Below are 23,947 nucleotides of genomic sequence, written 5' to 3'. Positions count from 1 at the left end.
ATACAATGTCAAGCACAGGTACTGCTAGCGGTGAGAGTCGCATCGACCAGCTGCGAGAGAGTATCGAGACGGACTTCACGACCACGACGTGGGTGTTGATACCCCTGGGGATCGGGATCAACGCGATCGGGGGGTTCATCGCGAGCACGCTGAAGCTTCCCCTATTCCTCGACAACATCGGCACCATGCTGCTGGGTATCCTCGCGGGGCCGTGGGCGGCAGCACTGACCGGCGGGCTGGCCAACATCGTCCAGGCGATGCTGGGGAACCCTGTTCAGCTCGCGTTCATGCCCGTTCCGGTGGCGATCGGTCTCGTGACCGGATTCCTCGCCCGAAGCGGGTGGTTCGATAACGTGAAGAAGGTGGTCGTTCCGGCGATCGTCCTCACGCTCGTCGCGACGATCATCGCGACGCCCATCGTGGTGCTCGTCTTCGGGGGGGTGACGAGTTCCGGAACCAGCCTGGTGACGGCAACGCTCGTCGCATCGGGCCGGAGTCTCGTCGAGAGCGCGGCCACTGCACAGATCCTCGTCGAACTCGTCGACAAGGGTGGATCGGCCTTCGTAGCGTTCTTCATCGCGAAGTCCGTTCCGAGCCGGTATCTCCCGCCGCAGGGACAGGACATATTCTCGTAAGGACCGACCAGAGGAGATGAACAGGAGTCGAACGAACCACTGTCGTCAGTATCCAAGCGTGATATCAAATGGCTGATCAGGACATGACCATCTACCAGCCCGGTGAGAGCATCCTCCACAAGATGAACCCGGTCACGGAGGTCGTCCTCGCGACCGCTCTTTCGCTGGTCGTATTCATCCTCAACGACTACCGAGTCCCCCTGGCGCTGGCACTCGTCATGCTCGCTCTGCTCTTCGTGGCGCGGGTGCACCGACTCGTCCTCAAACTGTACGTAGCGGTCGCGGTCCCGTTCGCGTTCTTCCTGTTACTCATTCAGGGAATCCTGCTCACACCGACCGATCCGACGCCACTGCTCACGGTTGGGCCGGTGACGGTGTGGCAGTCGGGGTTCGAACAGGCACGGCTGATATTTCTGCGTATCAGCGTCCTCATCCTGGCGTTCCTGCTGTTCGCCACGACGGCGCAACCGCAGCGACTGCGTGTCGCCCTCATGGAGAAGGGCGTCCCGAGCAAACTCGCGTACGTGTTCATCGCGTCCCTCCAGATAATCCCCGAGATTCGGAATCGAGCGACAGCCATCACCGAGGCACAACAGGCGCGCGGACTGGACACGGAGGCAGACGTCCGAACGCGGCTCTCGTCCATCGTTGCGCTCCTCGCGCCGCTTCTCATCAGTACCCTCATCGTCGCGAACACGCGAGCGCTGGCGTTGAACGCCAGGGGGTTCCAGGCGACCGGTGAACGGACGTACCTGTACGACGTCCCGGACCCGACCGGCGAACGCGTGCTCCGCTATCTCAGCGGCGTCGCCGTCCTCGGGGCGATCGCGTGGAGAGTGATCGCATGAGTCTCATCGAACTCACCGACGTGACGTTCCAGTACGGGACACAGCCGGAGGACGAGTACGCGGTGACAGACGTCGACCTCTCCATCGAGGAGGGGCAGTTCGTCGGCGTCACGGGACAGAGCGAGGCGGGAAAGGCGACCCTCAGCCGCCTCGTCTCGGGACAGATACCGCACTTCTACCACGGAGAGCTCTCCGGAGACGTCACCGTCGAAGGGACGTCGACCGCCGAATCGACTGTCGGTGAGCTCTCGAAGAAGATCGGATACGTCTTCGAGAACCCGTACGACCAGCTCACGGGGGCGTCCTCGACAGTCCTTGAGGAGGTGGCGTTCGGGCTAGAGACGCACGGGCTCACCCGCGAGGAGATGCGCGAGCGGGCGAAAGAGAGCCTCGCCGCGATCGGCGTCGAGGACCTCGTAGACCGTGACCCGATGCAGCTCTCCGGGGGGCAGTGCCAGCGCGTCGCTATCGCGTCGGTACTCGCGATGGAGCCGGACGTCCTGGTGCTCCAGCAGCCGACGGCCCAGCTCGACCCGGAGGGGACAGAGGAGGTGTTCGAGGTGGTCGCGGAGATGAACGACCGGGGATACACCGTCGTGATGGTCAGCCACGAACTGGATCGGCTGGTTCCCCACCTCGACCGGCTCGTGGTCATGGACGATGGTCGAATACGGTTCGACGGACCGCCGGCCGACGTGCTGGTCGACGCCACGAACGAGGACTTGCCGCTGTTCGTCCCCACACCGGTCACGGTCGGACGACGGCTGCGGGAGGCGGGGCTCGTCTCGAGCGACGAACCGGTACCAGTGACCGAATCCGGTTGTCTCGCGGAGCTCCGACGTGTCACCGAGACGCCACGGGCCGATGGCGACGCAGCGGGCGAGTTCGAGACATCGTCCAGCGAGACCGACAGAGCCGACGGGACCGTCGATTCATCGGAGACGGATCGAGAGGTCGTTCTCGACGGCGTCCATCATCGGTATCCGAGCGGCGTCGAGGCACTCCGTGGCGTCTCGTTCTCACTTGAGGCGGGATGTGTCTGTCTCATCGGTCAGAACGGCGCGGGGAAATCCACGCTCGTGAAGCACCTGAACGGACTCCTCGACCCGACGGAGGGCACCGTCTACGTCCGTGGAGCGGACACGAGAGAACACACGACTGCGGAACTCGCACACGACGTCGGGCTGAGCTTTCAGAACCCCGACGACCAGCTCTTCCACAGCACAGTCGAGGAGGAGGTGCAGTACGGGCCGAAAAACCTCGACTACGACAGCGAAGAGGTGGCGGACAGAACCGAGACGGCGCTAGATCTGCTCGGACTCACCGAGCGTCGAGACGAGAACCCGTACGACTTCGGCGAACCGTGGCGGAAGCGTGTCGCGGTGGCGTCCGTCGTCGCGATGGATACTGACACGGTCATCGTGGACGAACCGACGAGCGGACAGGACGCTCCTGGCTACGAGCAGCTCGGCGAGGCCGTCGAGACGCTCGTCGACCGAGGAAAGCTCGTCATCGTCGTCACACACGACATGGACTTCGTCCGCGAACACGCCGACCGGACGGTCCTCCTCGCGGAGGGGCAGGTCATCGCGGACGGCGACCCACGCCATGTGCTGGGTGACCCCGACACACTCGCCGAATCGAACGTCCATCCGCCGACCATCACGCGACTCGGTCTGGAACTCGGCGTCGGGCCGACCCTCTCGCTGGCGGAACTGTTCGAGGCGGTCAGCGGAGGAGCGATCGATGCCTCGACGTAGCACAGACGCTGGACCACGCGGGAGGCACGGGACGACCCGACCTCGCGTCGCGAGCGCAACCGAACCCATCACGAACCTATCAGCATGAGCACGAAACTCCTACTGGACGTAGACCCCGGAAACGACGACGCAATCGCACTGTTCATCGCCCTGGCCGCGGACGACATCGACGTCGTCGGCGTCACCACCGTGGCCGGAAACACAACGGTGGCGAACGCGACACGGAACACCCTCTCTCTCCTCGAACTGGTCGACAGGACCGACGTGCCCGTCGCCGAGGGTGCTCACCGCCCGTTCTCGGACGAACTGGAGACGGCCGAACACGTCCACGGACCGAACGGGCTTCCCGAAGTGGTGCGCGAGGACCTCTCCGATCCGACGACCGAACCGACCGAAGCACACGCCGTCGAGTTCATCCTCGAGCAGGCCCGCGAGCACGGCGACGACCTGACCATCGCGGCGCTCGGTCCCCAGACGAACATCGCACTCGCACTCGCCGTAGAACCCGCCCTCCCAGACATGGTTGCCGACATCTACCAGATGGGCGGCGCGCTAAAGACGACGGGGAACGTGACACCACAGGCGTCGTTCAACTTCTACGTCGACGCGGCGGCAGCGGCCCGCGTCGTCCAGGACGCCCGACCGAAGGTCGTCGGCCTCGACGTGACCGAGCACGTCTACGTCACGACCGAGGAGATACGGGCGCTGGCCGAGGAACCAGCGCCGCTCCCGACGATGGCCGCGATTTTGGAGTTCAGTATCGAGGAGGTGCGCTCGAAGTTCGGCCACGACGGTGGACTGGCGAGCGACGCCGTCGTGCTCGCCGACATCGTCAACGGTGCCCTGGATTTCGAGGAGGCGTACGTCGAAATCGACACCACTGGCGGCCCGTCCAACGGGGCGACCATCTACGACGAACACGGTGTCTACGAGAAGGCGCCCAACTGCGAAGTCGCACTGGGCGTCGACGGGGACGTGTACCAGCGGACAGTCCTCGAGAGCCTTCGGGCCTTCGCAGAAGAGTAGTGTCAGGGCGGTCGGCGGCGCCACTCCGACCAGAAATACGACCTCGGATGTTTCTCTGATCGGGACTGCCGACCCAAACTCACCTTCTCCGTATGGTGTGACTCACACCGCGGACGAGGCGCGTCACGACGGCTCGTTCAGGCGACGACACGGACGTACACGCCGCAGAGGTCGGTGGCTGTGAGTCTCCGGTGGCTGATATGGTCTTCGAATGAATAAATAGAAATGATTGTAATAGATGCAGAGCCGGTACTGATATATGTTTAGGTTTATCGTCTCTAAATTCTATTTCCATGGCTATATTTTAATTATTTTTACATTGTCGTTGATATATTGTATATAAGATGCATCTACACTAATCTACGGTGCTTCGTTAGTATTTTGAGTATAATTACTTCTATCTTCTATTCGTTATCCACGAAGAACTCTCGCCCGATTCACAGGTCATCGGAGTTCGTGTGGGACATAGTGTAGGACACGCACGTTCGGTTCAGGCGTTCACCACCTGTGAAACGAGGTCCGATTCGGGAACAACTGAACAAACGATTGATCTAGCACTATCTCGGAGTGAATCACGAAGCGTTCCACGCGTTCAGTTCTGGAGCGTTCGAACCGTGAGTGGCGACTAGACCACACTCGAGGATGGTTGGGGAGCGGCTCGATCAGTGGTCCTGACCGTAGTTGGCGAACCGTTCGAGGAGGTTGTCGATCTCCGCGTCCGGGAGGAGTTTCGGGTCGCCGACGCTCGCCGCCTGATAGTGGATGCGCGCGCAGTACTCGACCATCAGCGCGACCTCGTACGCGGCCTCGACACTCTCGCCGACCGCGATGACGCCGTGGTTCTTCAGGAGACAGGCGTTGTACTCGTCACCGAGCGCGTCGACCGCCTCCCGGCCGAGCGCCTCGGACCCCGGCGGCTCGTAGCCCGCGACGGGAACTTGATCGCCGATGAACGCGATGAGGTAGTGCGAGGCGGGGATCGGCTCGTCGAGACTGGCGAACGTGCTCGCGTACGGCGAGTGGGTGTGGACGACGCCACCGACGTCGTCGCGCTCCCGGTAGATAGCCGTGTGCATCGGCGTCTCGCTCGACGCGTTCTGCGGTCCGGCCACCTGCTCGCCGTCGACGGTCACGATCGGGACGGTTTCGGCGGTGACGTCCCGGTACGGGACCCCCGAGGGGTTGACGGCGACGTGATCGCCGCTCCGGGCGCTGACGTTCCCGCCCGTCCCCTTCGTCAGGCCGTCGGCGAGCATCTGCCGACCGAGGTCGGCGACGGCCTGCCGCTCGTTTGGCAGGTGGTCCGGGTCGGGGTCCGGAGCGACCCGTTCGCTATCGTCGTCAGCGGCCTGCCCGTAGTCCTCGAAGAGCGTGCGGAGCCGGTCGACCTCGTCGTCAGGGAGAATCGCCGGGTCGCCGAGGCTGATCGCCTGGTAGTGGATGCGTGCGCAGTACTCGACCATCAGCGCAACCTCGAACGCGGCTTCGACCGTCGGACCCACGGCGAGAACACCGTGGTTGTCCAGCAAGCAGGCGTTGTACTCGTCGCCGAGCGCGTCGAGCGCGAGGTCCGCGAGGTCGGCCGTGCCGTACGTCGCATAGCCGGCGACGGGAACTTGATCGCCGGCGAACGCGATGAGGTAGTGCGAGGCGGGGATCGGTTCGCCCAGGCTGGCGAACGTGCTCGCGTACGGCGAGTGGGTGTGGACGACGCCACCGACGTCGTCGCGCTCGCGGTGGATGGCCGTGTGCATGCGGAACTCGCTGGAGGGGTCGGTGTCTCCATCGAGTTTGTTCCCCTTCTCGTCGAGGACCGGAACGTCGTCGGCCTCGATTTCGTCGTAGGGGACGCCCGTGGGGCTGATCGCGACGCGACCGTCGTGGCTCGCGCTGATGTTGCCGCCGGTCCCCTTGGTGAGGCCCTGTTCGAGCATCTGTCGGCCGTATTCGGCTACGGTTCGTCGCTGTCCGTCGTCTGAGAGTTCTTGACTCATGGTCGTGGGTTCGTGGTTCGTCGTATGTCCGTCAGTCGGTTCGTGTCGGTCGGATCGGTATCGTTTCGTCTCGCATGCGCTCGCGTCGGGCCCTCGGCTTCGTGCCGAAGGCGATGCCGTCGGTCATCAGTGTCGGGACGACTCGTCGGTCGCACTCGGTACGTCTGCGGTCAGCTCGTTCACGGGGCAGGGTCTCGACGCTTTTGCCCGTGGCCGGGTCGCAGGACGACGGCCGTGGTTCCGAAGGCGAGCCGTCGGCCCGGATCGCCCCACCGAGTCCGTGATGCGGCGCGGTCACGGCGCAATCACGTACTCCTCCGCGTGGTACGCGTCGTTGCCGGTTCCCTGTGACTTCAGCGTGGTCCCGTCGCGGGCGAACAGGTGGAGGACGCCCGGATCGAACGTCATCACCACCTCGCCGCCTTCCTCGGGAGCGTACGACGAGTCGACGCGAGCGACCCACGACTCCCCCTGCTGCGGGAGGAGTGTCAGGAAGTTGTCGCTCCCCATGGGCTCGACCACGTCGACCGTCGCGGTGAGCAGTCGGTCCGCGTCGTACTGACTCGGGTCACGCGCGACGTCGAGATCCTCCGGACGGACGCCGAGCGTCAGGTGATCACCGACTTCGATTCCAGTGCGTTCGACGACCGTGTCGTCGAGACCGTACGAGACGGACTCGTTCTCGCGGCCGACGAGGGCGTGCCGGCCCCCGTGCTGGTCGAGGCGCATCTCCAGGAAGTTCATCGACGGCGACCCGATGAAGCCGGCGACGAACTGGTTCGCTGGGTGGTTGTACACCTCGTTCGGCGGCGCGGCCTGCTGGAGGATGCCGTCGTTCATCACCGCGACGACGTCGGCCATCGTCATCGCCTCCGCCTGGTCGTGGGTGACGTAGATGGAGGTGACGTCGAGTTCCCGCTGGAGGCGCGTGATCTCCGTTCGCATGTGTGTCCGGAGTTTGGCGTCGAGGTTCGACAGCGGTTCGTCGAACAGGAACACCTGTGGCTCGCGGACGATGGCGCGGCCGAGCGCGACACGCTGGCGCTGCCCACCCGAGAGCTGTGACGGCTTGTCGGCGAGGAGGTCAGGGATATCCATCATCTCGGCGACGTTCTCGACCCGGTCGTCGATCTCTTCTTTCGAGAGGTCGCTAGAGTACTTCAGCCCGAACCCGATGTTCTCTCTGACCGTCATGTGGGGGTAGAGCGCGTAGTTCTGGAACACCATCGCGATGTCGCGCTCGCGCGGTTCGGTGCCGTTCACCACGTGGTCACCGATGGAGATGCGCCCGTCGGTGATGTCTTCGAGCCCGGCGACCATCCGGAGCGTCGTGGATTTGCCACAACCGGACGGGCCGACGAGGACGAGGAACTCGCCGTCACTGACGTCGAGCGAGAGGTCCTCCACGGCAACGATGTCCCCTTCGGACGACCCGTACACCTTCTTCACGTCGTCGAACGAGACGCGCCCCATCAGTCGCCACCCACCTGTTGGGCCGTCTGGAGGACGGACTCGTTCGCGACGTGCGTCGGCTCGCGGTCGTCGAGGAAGGCGGCGATGTCGTCGGTCACCATCTTCGAGTGGCGGGAGACGACACCCGTCGCCGCACCGGCGAGGTGTGGCGTCGTCACGACGTTGTCGAGGTCGAGGAGCGCGTGGTCCTCGGGGAGCGGCTCTTCGTCGTAGACGTCGAGCGCCGCCCCGGCCAGTTCGCCCGCCTGCAGCGCCGCGAGGAGCGCGTCCTGGTCGATGATGGCTCCACGGGCCGTATTGACGAAGTACGTCGACTCCGACATCAGGCTGAACTCGTCCTCGCCGATGAGCCCCCGCGTCGCGTCGGTCACCGGGCAGTGGACCGTCACGAACCGCGAGCGCTCACAGAGCGTCTCGAGGTCGACCTTCTCGACGCCGTACTCTGCCATCTGCTCCGCGTCGACGAACGGGTCGAACCCGACGAGGTCGACGCCGAATCCGGCCGCGCGTTCGGCGACGAGCTGGCCGATGGCACCGAGTCCGACGACGCCGACCGTTTCGCCCTCGAGTTCGGGACCCTTCAGCTCGACGTAGGGCGAACCTTTCGCGATACCCCAGGTGACGTCCTCGCGCTCGCCGCCGCCCGCCGAGTCTGCTTTCGGCCTGCCGGTGTACTCACCGACGTGGAGCTTGTGATGACCAGCAGGGATGTGTCGCGCGACCCCGAGGATGAGGCCGAGCGTGAAGTCGGCGACGCTGACCGCGTTTCGACCCGGAGCGTACAGGACGGGGATGTCGCGCTCCGTCGCCGCGGCGATGTCGACGTTGGCGTCGGGCCCGCCGCGCGGACACGCGATGAGCCGGAGGTCAGAGGCGGCGTCCATCACCTCGGCGGACACCCCCTCGAACCCGACGACGAGTATCTCGACCCCGTCGAGGAGTTCTTTCATCCGCTCAGTGGAGTACCGTCCGTCGCGTTCGGCGATCGGGTGATAGTCGATGTCGAGTCCGAGGTCGTTCGTGAGTCGATGCAACTGTCCGTCGTCGATGTTTGCCGTGATGAGCGTCTTCATACTGTGTGTTCGTTCGATTGTGGTCTCCGTCTGCGTGTCTGGTGTCGGTCGGTGTCAATGTTGTGGTAGGGAGCAGTTGCCTCCCACACGCACGGCTGATCTACTCCTTGACCGCCCCCATGGTCATGCCTTCGACGAGGTGGTCCTTGATGAGCAGACTGAGGACGACCGGCGGGAGGATGGTTAGCGTCCCCGCGGCCCCGAGCATCCCCCAGTCGATGGAGAGGTACCCCATCGACGACTGGATGACCAGCGGCGCGGTCCGGGTGCCACCGCCGGTCAGCACCAGCGCGAGCAGGAAGTTGTTCCACGAGAAGATGAACCCGATGAACGCCGCGGCCGCGATGCCCGGCATCACGAGCGGCACCACCACCTCGCGGAACGCCTGGATGCGGTTACAGCCGTCGACCATCGCCGACTCCTCGAGCGACTGGGGGAGTTCGTCGATGAACCCCTTCACGATCCAGATGATCATCGGGAGCGTGATCAGAAAGTGCGTGATCATGAGTCCGAGGAGACTGTCGGTCAGCCCCACCGTCGTGAAGAAGATGAACAGCGGGACTAACACCGCGAGCGGCGGGATCATCCGCGTCGAGAGGATCCAGAAGCTGATGTCCTGTTCCCGCGGGACGTCCATCCGCGAGAGGCTGTACGCCGCCGGGACGCCGATGACGACGCTGATGAGCACTGCCCCCGTCGCGACGAGGAAGCTGTTGAACAGGAACTGGTGGAAGCCGAACTCCGTGAACAGGTCCCGGTAGTGAACCAGCGTGACGTCGAACAACAGCCAGTCCGGCGGGAGGTTCATGATCGACTCGTTCCGCTTGAACCCGGTCGTCGCCATCCAGAAGATGGGAAAGAGCATCCAGATGCTCACGACGATACCGAAGCCGTACTTGACGGCTTTCTTGCCGAGCAGGGCTGGGTTCGGGGTCTGTGTCTGCGTACTCATGATTATGCTTCACCGATCGATTTCAGGATGCCCATCGTGGTCGCGATGGTGATGACCAGGAGGACGAGGCCGAGCGCGGCGGCTTTCCCCCCTGGAGGTTGACGAACGCGACGCGGTAGAGGTAGATGTTGAGGACCTCCGTCGAGGTTCCCGGACCACCTTGCGTGACGAGCCAGATGATGTCGAAACTCCGGAAGCTCCGCATCAGCCGGAAGACGGCCGCGATGGCGATCATGTACTTGATGCCCGGCAGCGTGATGTGCCGAAAGATGGCCCACCGCGGGGCACCGTCGACGCGGGCCGCCTCGTACAGCGTGTCCGGAATCGACAGCAAGCCAGCGAAGGCGATCATGATCACGAGCGGCGTCCACTGCCAGACGTCGATCATGATGATGGTGAACATCGCCATGAACGGGCTCGATGTCCACTCGGGGATGGGGAGGCCGGCGAGGTACAGCAGGTAGTTCATGACGCCGATCTGTCCGTTGAGCATCAGCCGCCACATCAGGCCGGTCGCGATGGGCGTCACGATCATCGGGACGATGAAGATCGTCCGGAAGACGGGCCGCCATCGCCGTGAGAGCGACCGGAGGTAGATGGCGAGACCGACGCCGAGGATCAGTTCGACCGTCACCGAGACGCCGGTGAAGACGGCGGTGTTCACGAGCGCGCCGTGGAACCGGCTCTCGCCGAGGAGCGTGGCGTAGTTCGTCAGGCCGACGAACTGCGTCCCCTGGCCGGCGAGCGACCACTGGTGGAGACTCATCCAGATGCCCTGGAGGAACGGATAGATGGACAGGAACGCGAGTATCGCCACCGAGGGCAGGAGGAACAGCCATCGGAGCGTCGAGTCGTCGATGTCGAGGCTGTTCAGGAGCGGCCCCTGTCTGGTCTTGTTCACCACCGCGCTGAACCCAATCATAGCATCTCACTGTTATTTATCGTCACAGATACGCGTCCGGGATCTGTTTCGCGAACTCGGTGATTTTCGGGGCGGCGTCGTTCAACGCCTTCTCCGCGGACTTCGTCCCGGTGACGGCGGCGTTCATCGCGATGGCCGCCTCGCTCATCATGTCCATGTTCTGTGGCGTGTCCAGCGGCACCGGTGGCGGACTGGATGGGACGGCCTCCATCCCCGTGTTGTGCGCGTTGATCCACGACTCGCTCTGGCCGGTCTGCTGGTAAGCGTCCTGATCGAAGATCCACCCGCTCCGCGCGTGGCCGTACGGGGCGTGGCCCTGCCACTGGCGGCTCGACTGCATGAGGTTCGCGGGACGCGACAGCGCCCATTGGAGGAACAACCACGTCGCTTTGGGGTTCTCCGAGAACTGGCTGATGCCGAGCGCCCACTCCCACGTCGAGGCCACGACGTCACCGTCGGGACCTTCGAGCGGCGGGAGGAACTTCGTGCGGTCGTACTGTTCGGTGGTGAACACACCGGCCGCAGCGGGCGTGTGGTACGCGATACCGACCTGTCCGTTTCCGAACGCCTGATTGGATTTGTACCAGTCGTACGTGCCGATGTCTCCTGGGCCGTAGTTGCCCATCATATCGGCGAACATCTCGAGCGAGGCGATGCCGGCGTCGGAGTTGAGCGTGGCCTCCTTCGCCTCGCGGTCGATCCAGTCGGCACCGTAGGACTTGAACGTGGTCGCCCAGTTCGCCGTCGACAGCGGGGTCGAACTCGCCCGCGAGCAGATACCCGCGCGGTCGACCTCGTCGGACTCGTGGATCGCCTTCGCCGCGTCGCGAAGTTCGGGAAACGTCGTCGGCTCCGAGAGGCCGAGCGTCTCGAACGTCGGCTGGTCGATGGCGACACAGCCGTAGGCCTCGATGCCGAACGGAAGCGCCACGAGGGCACCGTCGCCGTAGGTCAGTGCGTCGATGGCGCTCTGTGGGAAGTCCTCCATGTGGAGCCACTCCTGGTCGGTCAACGAGGAGTCCTCGATGTACTGGTTGAGGTCTTTCACCCAGTTCGCGTTGTGGTACCGGGCGCTCGGCCACAGTCCGAGGAACATCCCGTCGTACTTGCCGTTCTGTGAGTTGAAATCGAGGGTGAGTTTCTGCCAGAGTTGGTCCTCGGGGAACGTGTTGAACGTCACCGAGATACCGGTCAGTTCCTCGAAGTACGGGAGCAAGGGCTTCATCGTCTGGGTGAACGGATGCTCGTTCATCCCCATGAGGAGTTCGGTGCCCTCGAACTGTCGCCAGTCGATGCCGGCCTCCTGTGCGTAGCTGTTGAGACGCTGTCCCCATTGTTCGACGCCCTGCTCCATCGTCGGGAGGTCGCTGGTGGTGGTGCTGGCGGAAGTCGTTTCGGACGAACCGCCGCTACTCCCGCCACTGGAACCGGAACCGGAACCCTCGTCGACGTTGAGGTTGCCGCTGTCTCCACCGCCGCCAGTACAGCCTGCCAGTCCGATCGCCGACGCCGCTCCCACTGCTTGGAGGAACCGGCGGCGCGTTCGGGTAGGTTTCTTTCCTGCCATATGTATCCGCCACGGGGGAGGTCCCACGGGCCGTCAGTGACCACCGGCGAGCGTCGCCACTCGCCCAGGGAGCACCCCTGGCGGGTGGTGTGACCCATGGTACTCCACCACGAGACATCGAAACGTCTGTAATGATAGTATATATAATTACTGGAAAAGGGGACGGACGTCTCCGAGCGTCCAATACTGTGTATGCATGCGAAGAGATGTCATGACAACGTTTATAGTGCATTATCGAACATTGAGGACGCATGGGAGAGATCCTCATCGGCATAGACGCCGGCACGAGCAACATCAAGACGGTCGCGCTCTCGATTGACGGGACCGAAGCCGTCCGGAGCGCGCGGAAGAACGACCTGATGAACCCCGAACCGGGCTGGGTCGAGCAGGACATGAACGACACCTGGCGCCGGACCGCCGCGACGATTCGAGACGTCGTCGACGACCTCCGGGCCGACGACGAGATCATCGGCGTCGGCGTGACCGCACAGGGGGACGGCTGCTGGATGCTCGACGCGGACAACGAACCGGTTCGGAACGCGATTCTGTGGTCCGACGGACGGGCGTCGTCGATCGTTCAAGAGTGGGAGAACTCGGGCGTGAGCTCCGACGTGTACGACATCTGTGGCAACGGGCTGTTCCCCGGAGCGAATCTCGCCATCTTCCGGTGGTTACAGAAACACGAACCGGAGACCGTCGAGGAGACCGAGACGCTCCTCCACTGCAAGGACTGGATCAAGTACCAGCTGACCGATGAACTGACGATCGATCCGACGGACGCGGCGCTCCCGATGCTCGACGTCGAGTCGGTCGAGTACTCGTCGGAGGTCGGGGAACTCGTCGGCTTCCCGGGCATCGAAGAGCGGTTCCCCCGCCTGGTCCCCGGGACGGAGATAATCGGCCGCGTAACGGAGCAGGCGGCCGAGGAGACGGGGCTTCCGACGGGGACGCCCGTCACGTCGGGGATGCTCGACGTCGTGGCCTCCGCGTTCGGAAGCGGAGCCGCTCACGTGGGGGATAGCTCGTCCGTCGTCGGCACCACCTCGCTCAATCAGACACTCCTCGACGGACCACAGACCGCACCCCACGGCGTCGGGTTCACGTTCCCGACCGGGGTCGAGGGCTTTTACACCCGCTCGATGGCCTCGATGGCGGGCACGCCGAACCTCGACTGGATCCTCGAAGAGGTGGCGGGCACCGACGACTACGGCGCCATCGAACAGCAGATCGAAGACATCGGAATCGGCTCGGACGGCGTGATGTACCACCCCTACCTGAGTTCGTCGGGCGAGCGCGCGCCGTTCCTCAAGACGACCGCCCGGGCACAGTTCACGGGGCTGAATCCCGAACACACCCAGGCACACCTCGTCCGTGCCGTCTACGAAGGGGTCGCACTCGCGATGCGCGACTGCTTCGAGCACATTCCGGTCGAGTCCGAACGGATCTACATGAGCGGCGGGGGCGCGCGATCCGAACTCTGGTGTCAGATGTTCAGCGACTGCCTCCAGACGCCGATTGCCGTCCCGCGGGGGAGCGAATTCGGGGCGAAAGGCGTCGCGCTCCTCACGGGGATCGCCCTCGACCGATACGACGACATCGCCGACGCCGCCGATCGAACGACGTCGATTCAGCGGAGCTACCGGCCGAACGAGGCCAACGCGGCGCAGTACGACAAGTGGTACGACGTGTATCATCAGATGTCGCAGACCATGTTCGAGTTGTGGGACCGCAGGGAGCAGGCCCTCTCGAACATGCACGCGACGGCGTGAACGAACCCAGAGCGCACCTACTCTACCAGTCTCAAGTTCTCCGCTCGTACGTCGGTGACGTCGAGCGTCGTCACACAGCCCATACTTACATCAGCCGCCGGGTCACAGAGGTATCCATGCAAATCACGGATTACGACCTGTTCGTCGTCCCGCCCCGCTGGGTGTTCCTGAAACTCGTGACCGATACGGGACTCGTAGGGTGGGGTGAGCCGGCCGTGGAGAATCACGCGAAGGCGACCATCGGAGCGGCGAAGGCGATGCTGGACAACTACCTCATCGGGAGGGACCCACGGGACATCGAGCGACATTGGCAGGCGCTGTACCGAGGGAGGTACTTTCGCGGGGGCCGGTACTGATGAGCGCGATGAGCGGAATCGACCAGGCGCTGTGGGACATCAAGGGGAAACACTACGACGCACCGGTGTACGAACTGCTCGGGGGGCGTGCCCGTGACCGGGTCCTCGCGTATCAGTGGATCGAGGGGGAAACGCCCGCCGAACTCGCGGCGGCCGCAGAGCGCGCGGTCGACCACGGGTACCGGGCGCTCAAGCTCTCGGCGGTCTCGTCGGTTCGCCGAATCGACCACCCGTCCGTCGTCCGTGAGGCCCGCGAACAGGTCGCCGCGTTTCGCGAGACAGTCGGCGAAGACGTCGATCTCGTCGTCGATTTCCGGGGTCGCGTGACCAAGGCGATGGCACCGCGGCTGGCAGCTGAACTCGACGAGTTCGGCCCGATGTTCATCGAAGAACCAGTGCTCGCGGAGCAGTGGGACGCGTTCAGGGACATCAAACAGCACTCACAGACGCCGCTCGCGTCCGGCGAGCGGCTCTACTCGCGGTGGGACTTCGAGGACGTGTTCGAGGACGGGCTCGTCGACGTCATCCAGCCGAATCCGTCCCATGCGGGGGGCATTTCGGAGACTCGACGGATCGCCAGCGCCGCTGAGACGAAGGACATCTCGGCGGCGTTTCACTGTCCACTCGGACCAATCGCGCTCGCGGCCTGTGTGCAGCTCGACATCACGACGCCGAACGCGATCGTTCAGGGCCAGGACCTCGACGTCCACAGCCCCGAGAACAACATCATGCTGACGTACCTGAGAGACCCCGACGCGTTCGGATTCGAGGATGGGTACATCAACGCCCCGGACGGCCCCGGACTCGGCGTCGACATCGACGAATCGGTCGTCCGCCAGCGTGAAGCGCCGGAACTCGACTGGGAGAACCCCCTCTGGTACCAAGACGACGGCAGTATCGCGGAGTGGTGACGCAGGGACGGCGGTCGCGTTCGCCATCGGAGAACTGTACGGGACACCCCATCAAGACGCTACCAACACACGAGAGAGCCGGTGGCACGTCGGAGCCAGTCGCCCTGTGCTGCTGAGAGCGGGACTCGGGTGCTGCCAGCGCTCACACGGGACGAGTTCGTTCTCTATTTCCGAACAGGTATATGACTGGGGACGAATGTGTGCGTATGACACCCGATGCAGCCCCCCCGGTGAAGGCGACTGCAACGACGTTCCGGGTCGTCGACGCGCTCATCAGGTTGGAGACGGCGGGAGTCTCAGAACTCGCGGACCGTCTCAACCTCTCGAAGAGCGCCGTTCACAGTCACCTCACCACGCTTGAACAGCTCGGTTACGTGGTTCGAGACGAGGACGGGTCCCGGTTGAGCCTCCAGTTCTTTCAGGTCGGAGCACGGGTCCGCAACCGATCCCCGCTCTACGTCGTTGCGCGCACGGAGATCGACCAGATGGCGACGATGTCCGGACTGGATGCGGGGATCATCGTTCACGAGCGGAACGAGGGGATGTGCGTCTACAGTCGTGTCGGGCGTGACGATACCGAGCCGCGGCTCACCGAGGGAGATCGGGTCCCGCTCCACGCAACCGGGCCGGGGAAGGCCATTCTCGCCGCACTCTCACAGACTGCACTCGACCGATTCTTCGAGACGGGCGACCGCGAGCAGTTCACGAGCAGCACGATCACCGACGAAGAGACGTTGCGCGAGGAGCTACAGGACGTCAGAAGTCACGGGCTCGCCTACGAGAATCGGGAGTACGACGACGACGTACGCGGCATCGGAGCTGCGATCAACGGGGGAGAAGGCGAGGTACTCGGGGCGATCTTCATCACCGGGACGACGGACACGCTCTCGGGGAAACAGCTCCGACAGAACAACCCCGGACTGGTCATCAGCGCGAAAAACCGAATCGAGAACCAGCTGCAAGCGTCCGTGACGGACTGAGGGGGTGACTCCCACCGTTCGCTCACTCCGAACAGAACCCGTTCTCGGCCCCATATTTGTCGAACAATCATGAAATACCTGCACGATCCGCGACGTCACGAAGCCCGGAGACGGGATGTGTTCGCAAATAGAGAACGAACTAACACGGACGTTCCTGAAGTATCTGCCCGGCTGTGACGAAGCACCTCGTCCCAAAATATTACATCGATATTTTTGTAACGTGTTATCCTCGAATCCCGGCAGTTCCATTACGAACTTACGGCTGTAACGTCTCTCGGAGAGGACGCGCAAAATGCACGACTGCAACCGGAAAAGGTGGAATCCGGACGAACAGCAGAACGGAGGCGATACGCCTCGTGCGGTTCTCGATTAGCGAACGTGCGAGTCGAAGTAGCGGTGAGAGGCACGTCGGTATCAGCCGTCACCGTACGCCCCTGGGAAGCGTTGGTCCATTGGAGAGGCAAGCCGAGTCGCCCGTTCTGCCCCATCCTCGACCGCTCAGTTCGTCTCGTCGGAGGCAGTCGCTCGCAGCCGGTGCCCCTAGTTATAAGTCATCGATCGGTCCACTCGTAACCGATGGCTTGGCCACTGAACCGTCTCTACGCCACCGTCGACACTGACTGCCTCCGACGACGGCAGACTGCCGTCGATTGCATCGCGATGGGACTCTCCGATCCGGCGTTGCAGCCCGACACCGACCTCGAAGCACGACTCGCCGAACAGCGCGAACGAGTCGAGGACGAGTTCGGTCCGCGGCTCGCGGAAGTCGCGGCGTACGCGTCACATGAACAGGCGCGACACGCTACAGAACTCGCCGAGACGCACGGACGAGCGGTGAACGCGCTCGTTCTCGACCTGGACGAGACGCTCCGTTCGGTCGGCACGACCGACGATAGGGTGCCAGTAGCGGTGATAGCACTGCTCGGACAGTTCGTCGACGCGGACGTTCCGGTGGTCATCTGCACCGGACAGACGATGGAGAACGTCAAGGGGTTGCTCGTCCAGGGCCTCGGGAGCGACCGCTTTCACTCGGGCGCGGTGAGTGTCGTATACGAGGCGGGAATCGGCGTCTTCACGCCGAAACACGGGGTGGAGACGAAACAAGAGCTGTACCGAAACCTCGACGAGGAGACCAGAACGGTCTTCGAGACGGTTCGGACAGCGATGAGTACCGACGCGCCGCGCGCCGTCCGGGAGGGGGCGTACCTCCAGGGAAACGAGTTCAACGTCACGCTGAAGCCGAACGCCGAAACGGGGAGCGAAGAGGCGGTATCGGTGATCGACCACGCAACCGTCGCCGTGCTCGACCGGGTCGGCGAAGCGGTCGCTGGTCCCGACGGAGCGCAGTACGCCAGAGCGTACTATGCGGACCGCGACCCGGAGATACGGGACGTCGTCGACCGAGTCGACGCGCTACCCGAACTCGATGCCGAGTCGCTCGACGACGACGTTCATCGGCAGTTCGAGCGGATAGACGTCCTCTACTACCACGGAAGCGCAGCGGAGGTGGGCAGTCCGGAACTGAGCAAGGCGGTCGGGGCGCAACGGGCGCTGTCGACGCTCGGCGTCGACGATCCGTTCGTGTTGGCGATGGGAGACAGTCTGAGCGACAGACGGCTGATGGAGTGGGTCACCGAGACCGACTCGGGTCTCGTCGCGGGTCCCACCCACGCGTCCGAGGTCGTGTGTGAGTTCCTCAAGTCCGAAGGTGGGCTGTTCTTCGAACCCGGACGGGCAGTCGACGTCCTGCGGACGACCTATGCGATGAACGTGTTCGCGACCGACCAGCGGAGCGATCCGTAGGAAACGCCCGAGCACGCGGTTCAGGGGCCACGGGCCACGGCAAGAACGACATCACGACCATCCCGCTCTGACGTGAGTGATACGGTTCGACGCTCGGTCGGAAACCCTCGCGGCGGTTGATTCGTTCGCCGTCGACGCCCGTGACCTGGCGACGAAGAAGCGGCTCGAATCCGTCTCTTAACTCGGAGCGTTCTCCGTCGCTGAAATCAGTATGAAGATGGAATTAGTTAGATAAGTACACCACGTGCGACCGTTCGGGTTCGGGTCCCGAACGTTCATAAGAACACTGTCGGTGACGATCAAGAATAACACGACACGTTTTGTCCTCTTACTCTTTGAAGAGGACAATTTGTGGCCGTTTCTGTCGTTGAAACTGATCTATCTACTATGTTCACCGTATGCGGTGAGCGTGAACGGAGACACCCCTCGGGCCACCACCGTTCCGTATTCTCTCTAAATATATCTAAGTACTCTTGTTTGGAGCCCAGATCGAGAGTTCATCTCCCGAGCGAGACGTTCGGTCCTCCGACGAGATACGACCTACGAGACGGGGTGGCAGAATCGGGGAGTCGAAGGAGAGTCGGGGAGTGAGGCACGTACTGTCGCGAGACGACCGAGGCGCGTGGCGGGGGGGAGAGCACGCACCCGGTCAACCGAGCTGTGCGGTCACAATCTATCCGCGGCGAGAGCGTGCCTCGAAAACGGGAGGGCGCTTTCTGCCCGCCCGGAGGGCATCGGGGTCGACGGCTCGGCTGCGGACACCCCTCCGAGAACCCACAGCGTTCGTCCGTGACACCGAGGCGGAAGACCCCTTGATGGGACCAGGCGCCTTCGATAGTGGAGTACCGTACTTATCCACCCCGCACGGATACGGAGCGTATGGCCGAGACGAAAGTCGCGATCGTGACGGCGGCGGGAAGCGGAATCGGCGAAGCGTGCGCACGACGACTGAACGAGGAGGGGTACAGGCCGGTACTCCTCTCGCGGTCGGGGAGCGCGGTCGAGGTCGCACAGGAACTCGGCGGCGACGGGTTCGAGGGCTCCGTGACGAACCCCGACGACCTGGCGGCGCTCGTCGAGACGACGGCCGAACGCTACGGGCGGATCGACGCGGTGGTGAACAACACGGGCCATCCGGCCTCCGGCGACCTCCTCGAAATCTCCGACGAGGAGTGGTACGAGGGGATGGACCTCGTGCTGTTGAACACGGTTCGGATGGCCCGACTCGTCACCCCCGTGATGGACGCACAGGGCGGTGGGGCGTTCGTGAACATCTCGACGTTCTCCGCGTTCGAGCCGTCGAGCGACTTCCCGGTGTCGTCGGTGTTGCGCGCGGGCCTGGGGAGTTTCACGAAGCTCTACGCCGATCGGTACGCGGCAGACGGTATCCGGATGAACACGGTTCAACCGGGGTTCGTCGACAGCTACGAGGTGGACGAGGAGACGAGGGAACGGATCCCGATGAAGCGACCGGCGCGGACCGACGAGATCGCGGATGCGGTCGCGTACCTGCTCTCGCCCCAGTCGAGCTACATCAGCGGGCAGAACATCCGCGTCGACGGCGGGCTCACAGCCTCGGTGTAACGACCGGCACACGCTCCCCGTCGAACTGAGTCCTCACCGGGAGCGCCGACGGAGTCGGGGTGGTCGTCGACATATCTATCGAGCGGAAACTCGGCGGCGAGGCCGGCGTCACCCAGTAGGCAGTTCCCGGGTGATCGTCGGCTCCGGAACGCTCGACTTCGGAGCGACCACGACCGGCCGGAACGGTTATGACTGGACACTCCAACGGGACATGAAATGCGAACGACACTCACGGTACTCGTTGTCGCAGTAGTCCTCCTGAGCGGCTGCTCCGGGATGGGCGGACAGACGACCGACGCGCCGTCGACGACAGCCCCGACGGACACGCCGGCGTCGACGGCCACCGCGACACCGATGGCCGCGACGGAGGCGGACGCGTCGGTCACGGGGACGCCGCACATGGGCTGTCAGCCGGGCGAGATAAACAAGAACGGCACCTGTACGGTCGCCGTGTCGGGACAGAACGCCGCTATCTTCAGCGCCGAGAACCTCTCGGCCATCACGGCCGAGGAGACGACCATCGGCGGCACGCCGGGCTACCTCGCGCGGCCGGCCGACAACGGCACCTACCCCGCCGTGGTGATGATCCACGAGTGGTGGGGGCTCAACGAGAACATCAAGCACATGGCCGACATCCTCGCGGGCCACGGCTACGTCGTGTTCGCGGTCGACCTCTACGGCGGCGAGGTGGCGACGAACTCCTCGCGGGCGGGTCAGTTGTCGGGACAGGTCAGAGAGAACCCCGACGAGGCCGTGGCGAAGATGAGCGCGGCCGTCTCCGGGCTCAGAGAACTCCCCTCGACGACGAACCAGGTCGCCAGCCTCGGGTGGTGCTTCGGCGGCGGGCAGAGTCTCCAGCTGAGCCTCAGCGAGGCCGACCTGAACGCGACCGTCATCTACTACGGGACGCTCGCCACCGACGAGGAGACGCTCCAGCGCATCGACGGGCCCGTGCTGGGCATCTTCGGCTCCGAGGACCAGGTCGTCCCCGTCGAGGACGTGCGCGCGTTCAACGAGACGCTCGACGAACTCGGCGTCGAACACGAGGTGTACGTCTACGAGGGCGCGAACCACGCCTTCGCGAACCCGAGCGGCCAAAGCTTCGAACCCGAGGCGACGAGAGACGCGTGGTCGAAGACGCTGGACTTCCTCGACGAGACGCTTCGAGCAGAGGGTAGCTGAAACTCGGGTCGGTCTATCGTCTGAGTACGGAGTCCTCGCGGTGCGTCGGTCAACAACCGGCTCGCAGTGTCGAGGGAGACGGCAGCATGACACCGAGCCACCACGAACCCCTTGCGACGAATCGGCCGAGAGTGCGCTGTCGGCCTCGAACCGGACAGGCGGCCGTCAGAACACGACAGTAACTGGACTGACAGAGCCTGACCGGAGTCACGTCGACGAGACCGACTCCCAGTTCGTCTCGATGCCCGAGAGACCTGCTCGGTCAAGCACGTCGGTCGCCGAGGCGACCGCAGTCTCGTGCAGCGTCGGGTAGAGCTCTTGGACGCCGTGGACGTTCCGCGACTCCATGACGACCGCACCGTCGCAGATGACCGTCTCGACCTCGAATCCCTGTGCCTGGTAGACGACGGCAGCAGCGACGTCAGCGTGTGGGACGAGATGGGGATAGTCGAGATCGAGAACGAGCAGGTCGGCTCGTTTGCCCGGTTCGAGCGAACCGAGATCGGCTTCACGACCAATCGCTCGGGCAGCGTCAATGGTCGCCATCTCGAGCACTTTCTTCGCCGTGATGGCACCGGGGTCACGACGAGCCCCCTTGTGAATCAGTGCCGCAAACCGCAGATCGTTGAGCATATTGACCGTGTCGCTCCCGCTCGTGTTGTCCGTGCCGAGGCCGACAGTCACGCCCGCACCGAGCAGATCCGGAACCGGAGCGATCCCCGAGCCGAGCGCGAGGTTCGTGACCGGGTTGTGGGCGACACGCGTATCGGTAGTCGAAAGCAACCGGATGTCACGGTCGTCGACGTGGACACAGTGGCCCAGCAGCGTGCGTTCACCGAGGTAGTCGGCACTGTTGAGGTACTCGATCGTCGAGAGGTGACCCATCTCCTCGTGGACCGTCTCAGACGCGTGGGTCGTCGTCATCACGTCGTGGCGCTCGGCGAGTTCGTACGCACCGCGGAGGCCAGCGGGCGTGACACCCCAGGCGACACCGGGACAGGGCCAGACCGACTGGCGGCCGTCTGCGCTCCCGTGATACCGCTCGATGTAGGACTCGGTCTCGTCGAGTGCGGCGTCGGTGTCTTCGGTCTCGGGGAAGTAGTGGTCGACAGTGGGCTCTTTGTCGACGAGTCGTTCGATGAACGCCTCGACCGCCGGGCTCGACTCACGGTCGCTGAACCCGTGGCAGTAGACGTTTCGGATCCCTGCACAGTCGTACACGTGCAGTTTCGCCTCGATCGCTGCCAGAGAGTAACCGTTCCCAGCACCAGTGCCGTTCTCCACGAACGTCGTGATGCCGGACTGGATCGCTTCCAGACAGTACAGGGCCGCGGCGACGGCGTTCTCGTCTGGAGTCATGGCGTGGACACCTGGCTTCTTGACGTTGTACAGCCAGTCCAGGAGGGACCGGTCTTTCTCGAGCCCACGCAAGAGGATGTCAGAGACGTGGACGTGCGAGGAGATGAAACCAGGGAGTACCGCACACCCACTGGCGTCGAGGACCCGTGCGGCATCGTGGCGGTCGGCCAAGTCCGACGTCGAACCTACGTCTACGATCTCGCCCTCGTCGATCGCGACGGCACCGGCGTCGATGACATCGCGGTCGTCGTTCATCGTGAGTACGGTCGCGTTCTCGACGAGTATGTCTACCATCGGCGTCTACCGTGTTACCCGCTGTCGTAGGTGTATTTACAGTTTTCTTTGTCGCGCATTTTCGCCACAGACGAGGAGAAATTCCACAGATGTAGTCGATGATTCCAACTGAAAGCGTCGAAAGCACGGTCATAGTTAACTCGGAGAGTTCAGTACAGGTGGTATGGAGTACGACCTACTTGTTCGGACCGCTCGGCTCCCGGGCGTCGAAGAGCCAGTCGACATCGGAATCGTCGGGGAACGCATCGAACGGATCGATGCAGGGTTGGCCGACGGCGACCGAGTCGTCGACGCGGAGGGTGGACTCGTCGCTGGCGGGTTCGTCGACTGCCACGTCCATCTCGATAAGGCGCTGATCGCCGACTCCCTCCCGGTCAACGAGTCCGGGACGTTAGAAGAGGCGATCGAGAACATCCACGGTCGCAAGCGTGCGTACACGGTACAGGGCGTTCGCGAGCGAGCGACTCGGGCGATCGAGATGCACGTCAGAAACGGCTGCACCCGTATTCGGACACACGTCGACGTGGACACGATCGGCGGCTTGACACCGCTGAAAGGCGTCCTCGAAGCTCGTGAGGCGTGTGCGGCGATCGCGGATGTACAGGTCGTCGCGTTCCCCCAAGAGGGAATCGTCCGAGACCCCGGCGCTGCGGACCTCCTCGACGAGGCGCTCGACCACGGTGCGGACGCCGTCGGCGGGATGCCGGACAACGAGCGGACCGACGGCGATACGCGGTCGCACATCGACCACTGTCTCGACCTCGCACGACGCTACGACGTGCCGGTCGATATGCACGTCGACGAGACGGACGACCCGACCGCACGGTCGCTCGAGGTGCTCGCGTCACGAGTCATCGAGACGGAACTCGAAACGAGCGTGACCGCCGGACACACCTGTGCGTTGGCTGCGTACGACGAGACGCACGCACAGCGGGTCATCGACCTGCTCGTCGAGGCTGACCTCCGGATGGTCACCAATCCTCCGACGAATCTCCTCCTACAGGGGCGTCACGACCAACATCCGAGGCGGCGCGGACTGACGCGCGTCGATCAACTACTGGAAGCGGGGCTGACGGTCGCCGCCGGACAGGACTGCATCCGAGACGGCTTCTACCCCTACGGTCGCGCGAGTATGATCGAGACGGCACTCGTCACCGCACACGCGGCTCACCTCCAGACCCCGGCCGAGAGAGCGGTCGCGTGGAGTGCGGTGACCGACAGTGCCGCAGCGGTGATGGACCTCGACTACGGCCTCTCGGAGGGGTCGCTCGCCACGTTCAACGTCTTCGAGTCGTCGACCACGACGCCGACGGACGTCCTCCGAACCGGGTCACCACCACAGCAGGTGGTTCACGAGGGGCGGCTCGTCGCGGAGAACACGTCGTCCTCGACGCTCTACACGGGCGCGTCGACGACGGACGACTGACCTCGTGGGCTTCTCGGTTCCCGTGGTCGTGCA

Annotated in this window: 17 protein-coding genes and 1 pseudogene; 11 read left to right on the top strand and 7 right to left on the bottom strand. The window is 63.9% G+C overall.

Translation table 11 applies throughout. From position 1 onward, the window contains the following. Positions 1-5 precede the first annotated feature (5 nt). The 4 genes from C2R22_RS03505 to C2R22_RS03490 all read left to right on the top strand — a co-directional run bounded on the left by C2R22_RS03505 (position 6) and on the right by C2R22_RS03490 (position 4,269). Positions 6-635, top strand: a complete 630-nt coding sequence (locus C2R22_RS03505; protein ID WP_103424528.1) for an ECF transporter S component — start codon at positions 6-8, stop codon at positions 633-635. A 68-nt stretch (positions 636-703) separates the two neighbouring features. Next, positions 704-1,483: an energy-coupling factor transporter transmembrane component T family protein gene (locus C2R22_RS03500; protein WP_103424527.1), complete on the top strand. Its 780-nt coding sequence runs from the start codon at positions 704-706 to the stop codon at positions 1,481-1,483. Further along, the gene (locus tag C2R22_RS03495; protein WP_103424526.1) at positions 1,480-3,243 is read left to right on the top strand and encodes an ABC transporter ATP-binding protein; all 1,764 of its coding nucleotides are present in this window, start codon (positions 1,480-1,482) and stop codon (positions 3,241-3,243) included. Before C2R22_RS03500 ends, C2R22_RS03495 begins: the two co-directional genes overlap by 4 nt. Positions 3,244-3,327: 84 nt before the next feature. Continuing rightward, positions 3,328-4,269 carry a nucleoside hydrolase gene (locus C2R22_RS03490; RefSeq protein ID WP_103424525.1) on the top strand — a complete coding sequence of 314 codons (942 nt, stop codon included), beginning with the start codon at positions 3,328-3,330 and terminating at the stop codon, positions 4,267-4,269. A gap of 662 nt (positions 4,270-4,931) precedes the next feature. On the opposite strand, the gene C2R22_RS03485 is transcribed toward C2R22_RS03490, so the two are convergent. From C2R22_RS03485 to C2R22_RS03455, 6 genes are all read right to left on the bottom strand, one after another. After that, positions 4,932-6,263 carry a class II aldolase/adducin family protein gene (locus C2R22_RS03485; protein ID WP_103424524.1) on the bottom strand — a complete coding sequence of 444 codons (1,332 nt, stop codon included), beginning with the start codon at positions 6,261-6,263 and terminating at the stop codon, positions 4,932-4,934. A gap of 294 nt (positions 6,264-6,557) precedes the next feature. After that, positions 6,558-7,736, bottom strand: a complete 1,179-nt coding sequence (locus C2R22_RS03475) for an ABC transporter ATP-binding protein (RefSeq protein WP_103424522.1) — start codon at positions 7,734-7,736, stop codon at positions 6,558-6,560. Then, positions 7,736-8,809 carry a 2-hydroxyacid dehydrogenase gene (locus tag C2R22_RS03470; protein WP_103424521.1) on the bottom strand — a complete coding sequence of 358 codons (1,074 nt, stop codon included), beginning with the start codon at positions 8,807-8,809 and terminating at the stop codon, positions 7,736-7,738. Before C2R22_RS03470 ends, C2R22_RS03475 begins: the two co-directional genes overlap by 1 nt. Positions 8,810-8,909: 100 nt before the next feature. Continuing rightward, on the bottom strand, positions 8,910-9,761 hold the full coding sequence (locus tag C2R22_RS03465) for a carbohydrate ABC transporter permease (protein WP_103424520.1): 852 nt from the start codon (positions 9,759-9,761) through the stop codon (positions 8,910-8,912). A 22-nt stretch (positions 9,762-9,783) separates the two neighbouring features. Then, positions 9,784-10,683: a carbohydrate ABC transporter permease gene (locus C2R22_RS03460; RefSeq protein ID WP_103424519.1), complete on the bottom strand. Its 900-nt coding sequence runs from the start codon at positions 10,681-10,683 to the stop codon at positions 9,784-9,786. Positions 10,684-10,705: 22 nt separating this feature from the next. Continuing rightward, positions 10,706-12,250, bottom strand: coding sequence for an ABC transporter substrate-binding protein (locus tag C2R22_RS03455; RefSeq protein ID WP_103424518.1), 1,545 nt, complete (start codon positions 12,248-12,250; stop codon positions 10,706-10,708). A gap of 251 nt (positions 12,251-12,501) precedes the next feature. Here C2R22_RS03455 and C2R22_RS03450 point away from each other — a divergent pair, with 251 nt between their 5' ends. The 6 genes and pseudogenes from C2R22_RS03450 (at position 12,502) to C2R22_RS03425 (ending at position 20,835) form a co-directional block, all read left to right on the top strand. Then, the gene (locus tag C2R22_RS03450) at positions 12,502-14,019 is read left to right on the top strand and encodes an FGGY-family carbohydrate kinase (RefSeq protein ID WP_103424517.1); all 1,518 of its coding nucleotides are present in this window, start codon (positions 12,502-12,504) and stop codon (positions 14,017-14,019) included. Positions 14,020-14,135: 116 nt separating this feature from the next. Continuing rightward, a pseudogene (gene dgoD / locus C2R22_RS03445) lies at positions 14,136-15,286 on the top strand (galactonate dehydratase). A gap of 206 nt (positions 15,287-15,492) precedes the next feature. Further along, positions 15,493-16,266: an IclR family transcriptional regulator gene (locus C2R22_RS03440; RefSeq protein WP_162562366.1), complete on the top strand. Its 774-nt coding sequence runs from the start codon at positions 15,493-15,495 to the stop codon at positions 16,264-16,266. 576 nt (positions 16,267-16,842) lie between these two features. Further along, positions 16,843-18,069 (top strand): HAD hydrolase family protein, encoded by a 1,227-nt coding sequence (locus C2R22_RS03435; RefSeq protein WP_103424515.1) that lies wholly within the window; start codon positions 16,843-16,845, stop codon positions 18,067-18,069. 879 nt (positions 18,070-18,948) lie between these two features. Then, positions 18,949-19,653, top strand: coding sequence for an SDR family oxidoreductase (locus C2R22_RS03430; RefSeq protein WP_103424514.1), 705 nt, complete (start codon positions 18,949-18,951; stop codon positions 19,651-19,653). 216 nt (positions 19,654-19,869) lie between these two features. Then, positions 19,870-20,835 carry a dienelactone hydrolase family protein gene (locus C2R22_RS03425; protein WP_162562365.1) on the top strand — a complete coding sequence of 322 codons (966 nt, stop codon included), beginning with the start codon at positions 19,870-19,872 and terminating at the stop codon, positions 20,833-20,835. A 207-nt stretch (positions 20,836-21,042) separates the two neighbouring features. Here C2R22_RS03425 and C2R22_RS03420 read toward each other — a convergent pair whose 3' ends face one another. Continuing rightward, a complete protein-coding gene (locus C2R22_RS03420; RefSeq protein ID WP_103424512.1) occupies positions 21,043-22,488 on the bottom strand; it encodes an amidohydrolase family protein in 1,446 nt (481 codons plus the stop codon). 163 nt (positions 22,489-22,651) lie between these two features. Here C2R22_RS03420 and C2R22_RS03415 point away from each other — a divergent pair, with 163 nt between their 5' ends. Continuing rightward, the gene (locus tag C2R22_RS03415; RefSeq protein ID WP_103424511.1) at positions 22,652-23,914 is read left to right on the top strand and encodes an amidohydrolase family protein; all 1,263 of its coding nucleotides are present in this window, start codon (positions 22,652-22,654) and stop codon (positions 23,912-23,914) included. Positions 23,915-23,947 lie beyond the last annotated feature (33 nt).

The sequence above is a fragment of the Salinigranum rubrum genome (assembly GCF_002906575.1).
Lineage (GTDB): Archaea > Halobacteriota > Halobacteria > Halobacteriales > Haloferacaceae > Salinigranum > Salinigranum rubrum.
Note: the sequence above shows the minus strand (reverse complement) of the source record. Positions and strands in the feature narration are given on the sequence as shown.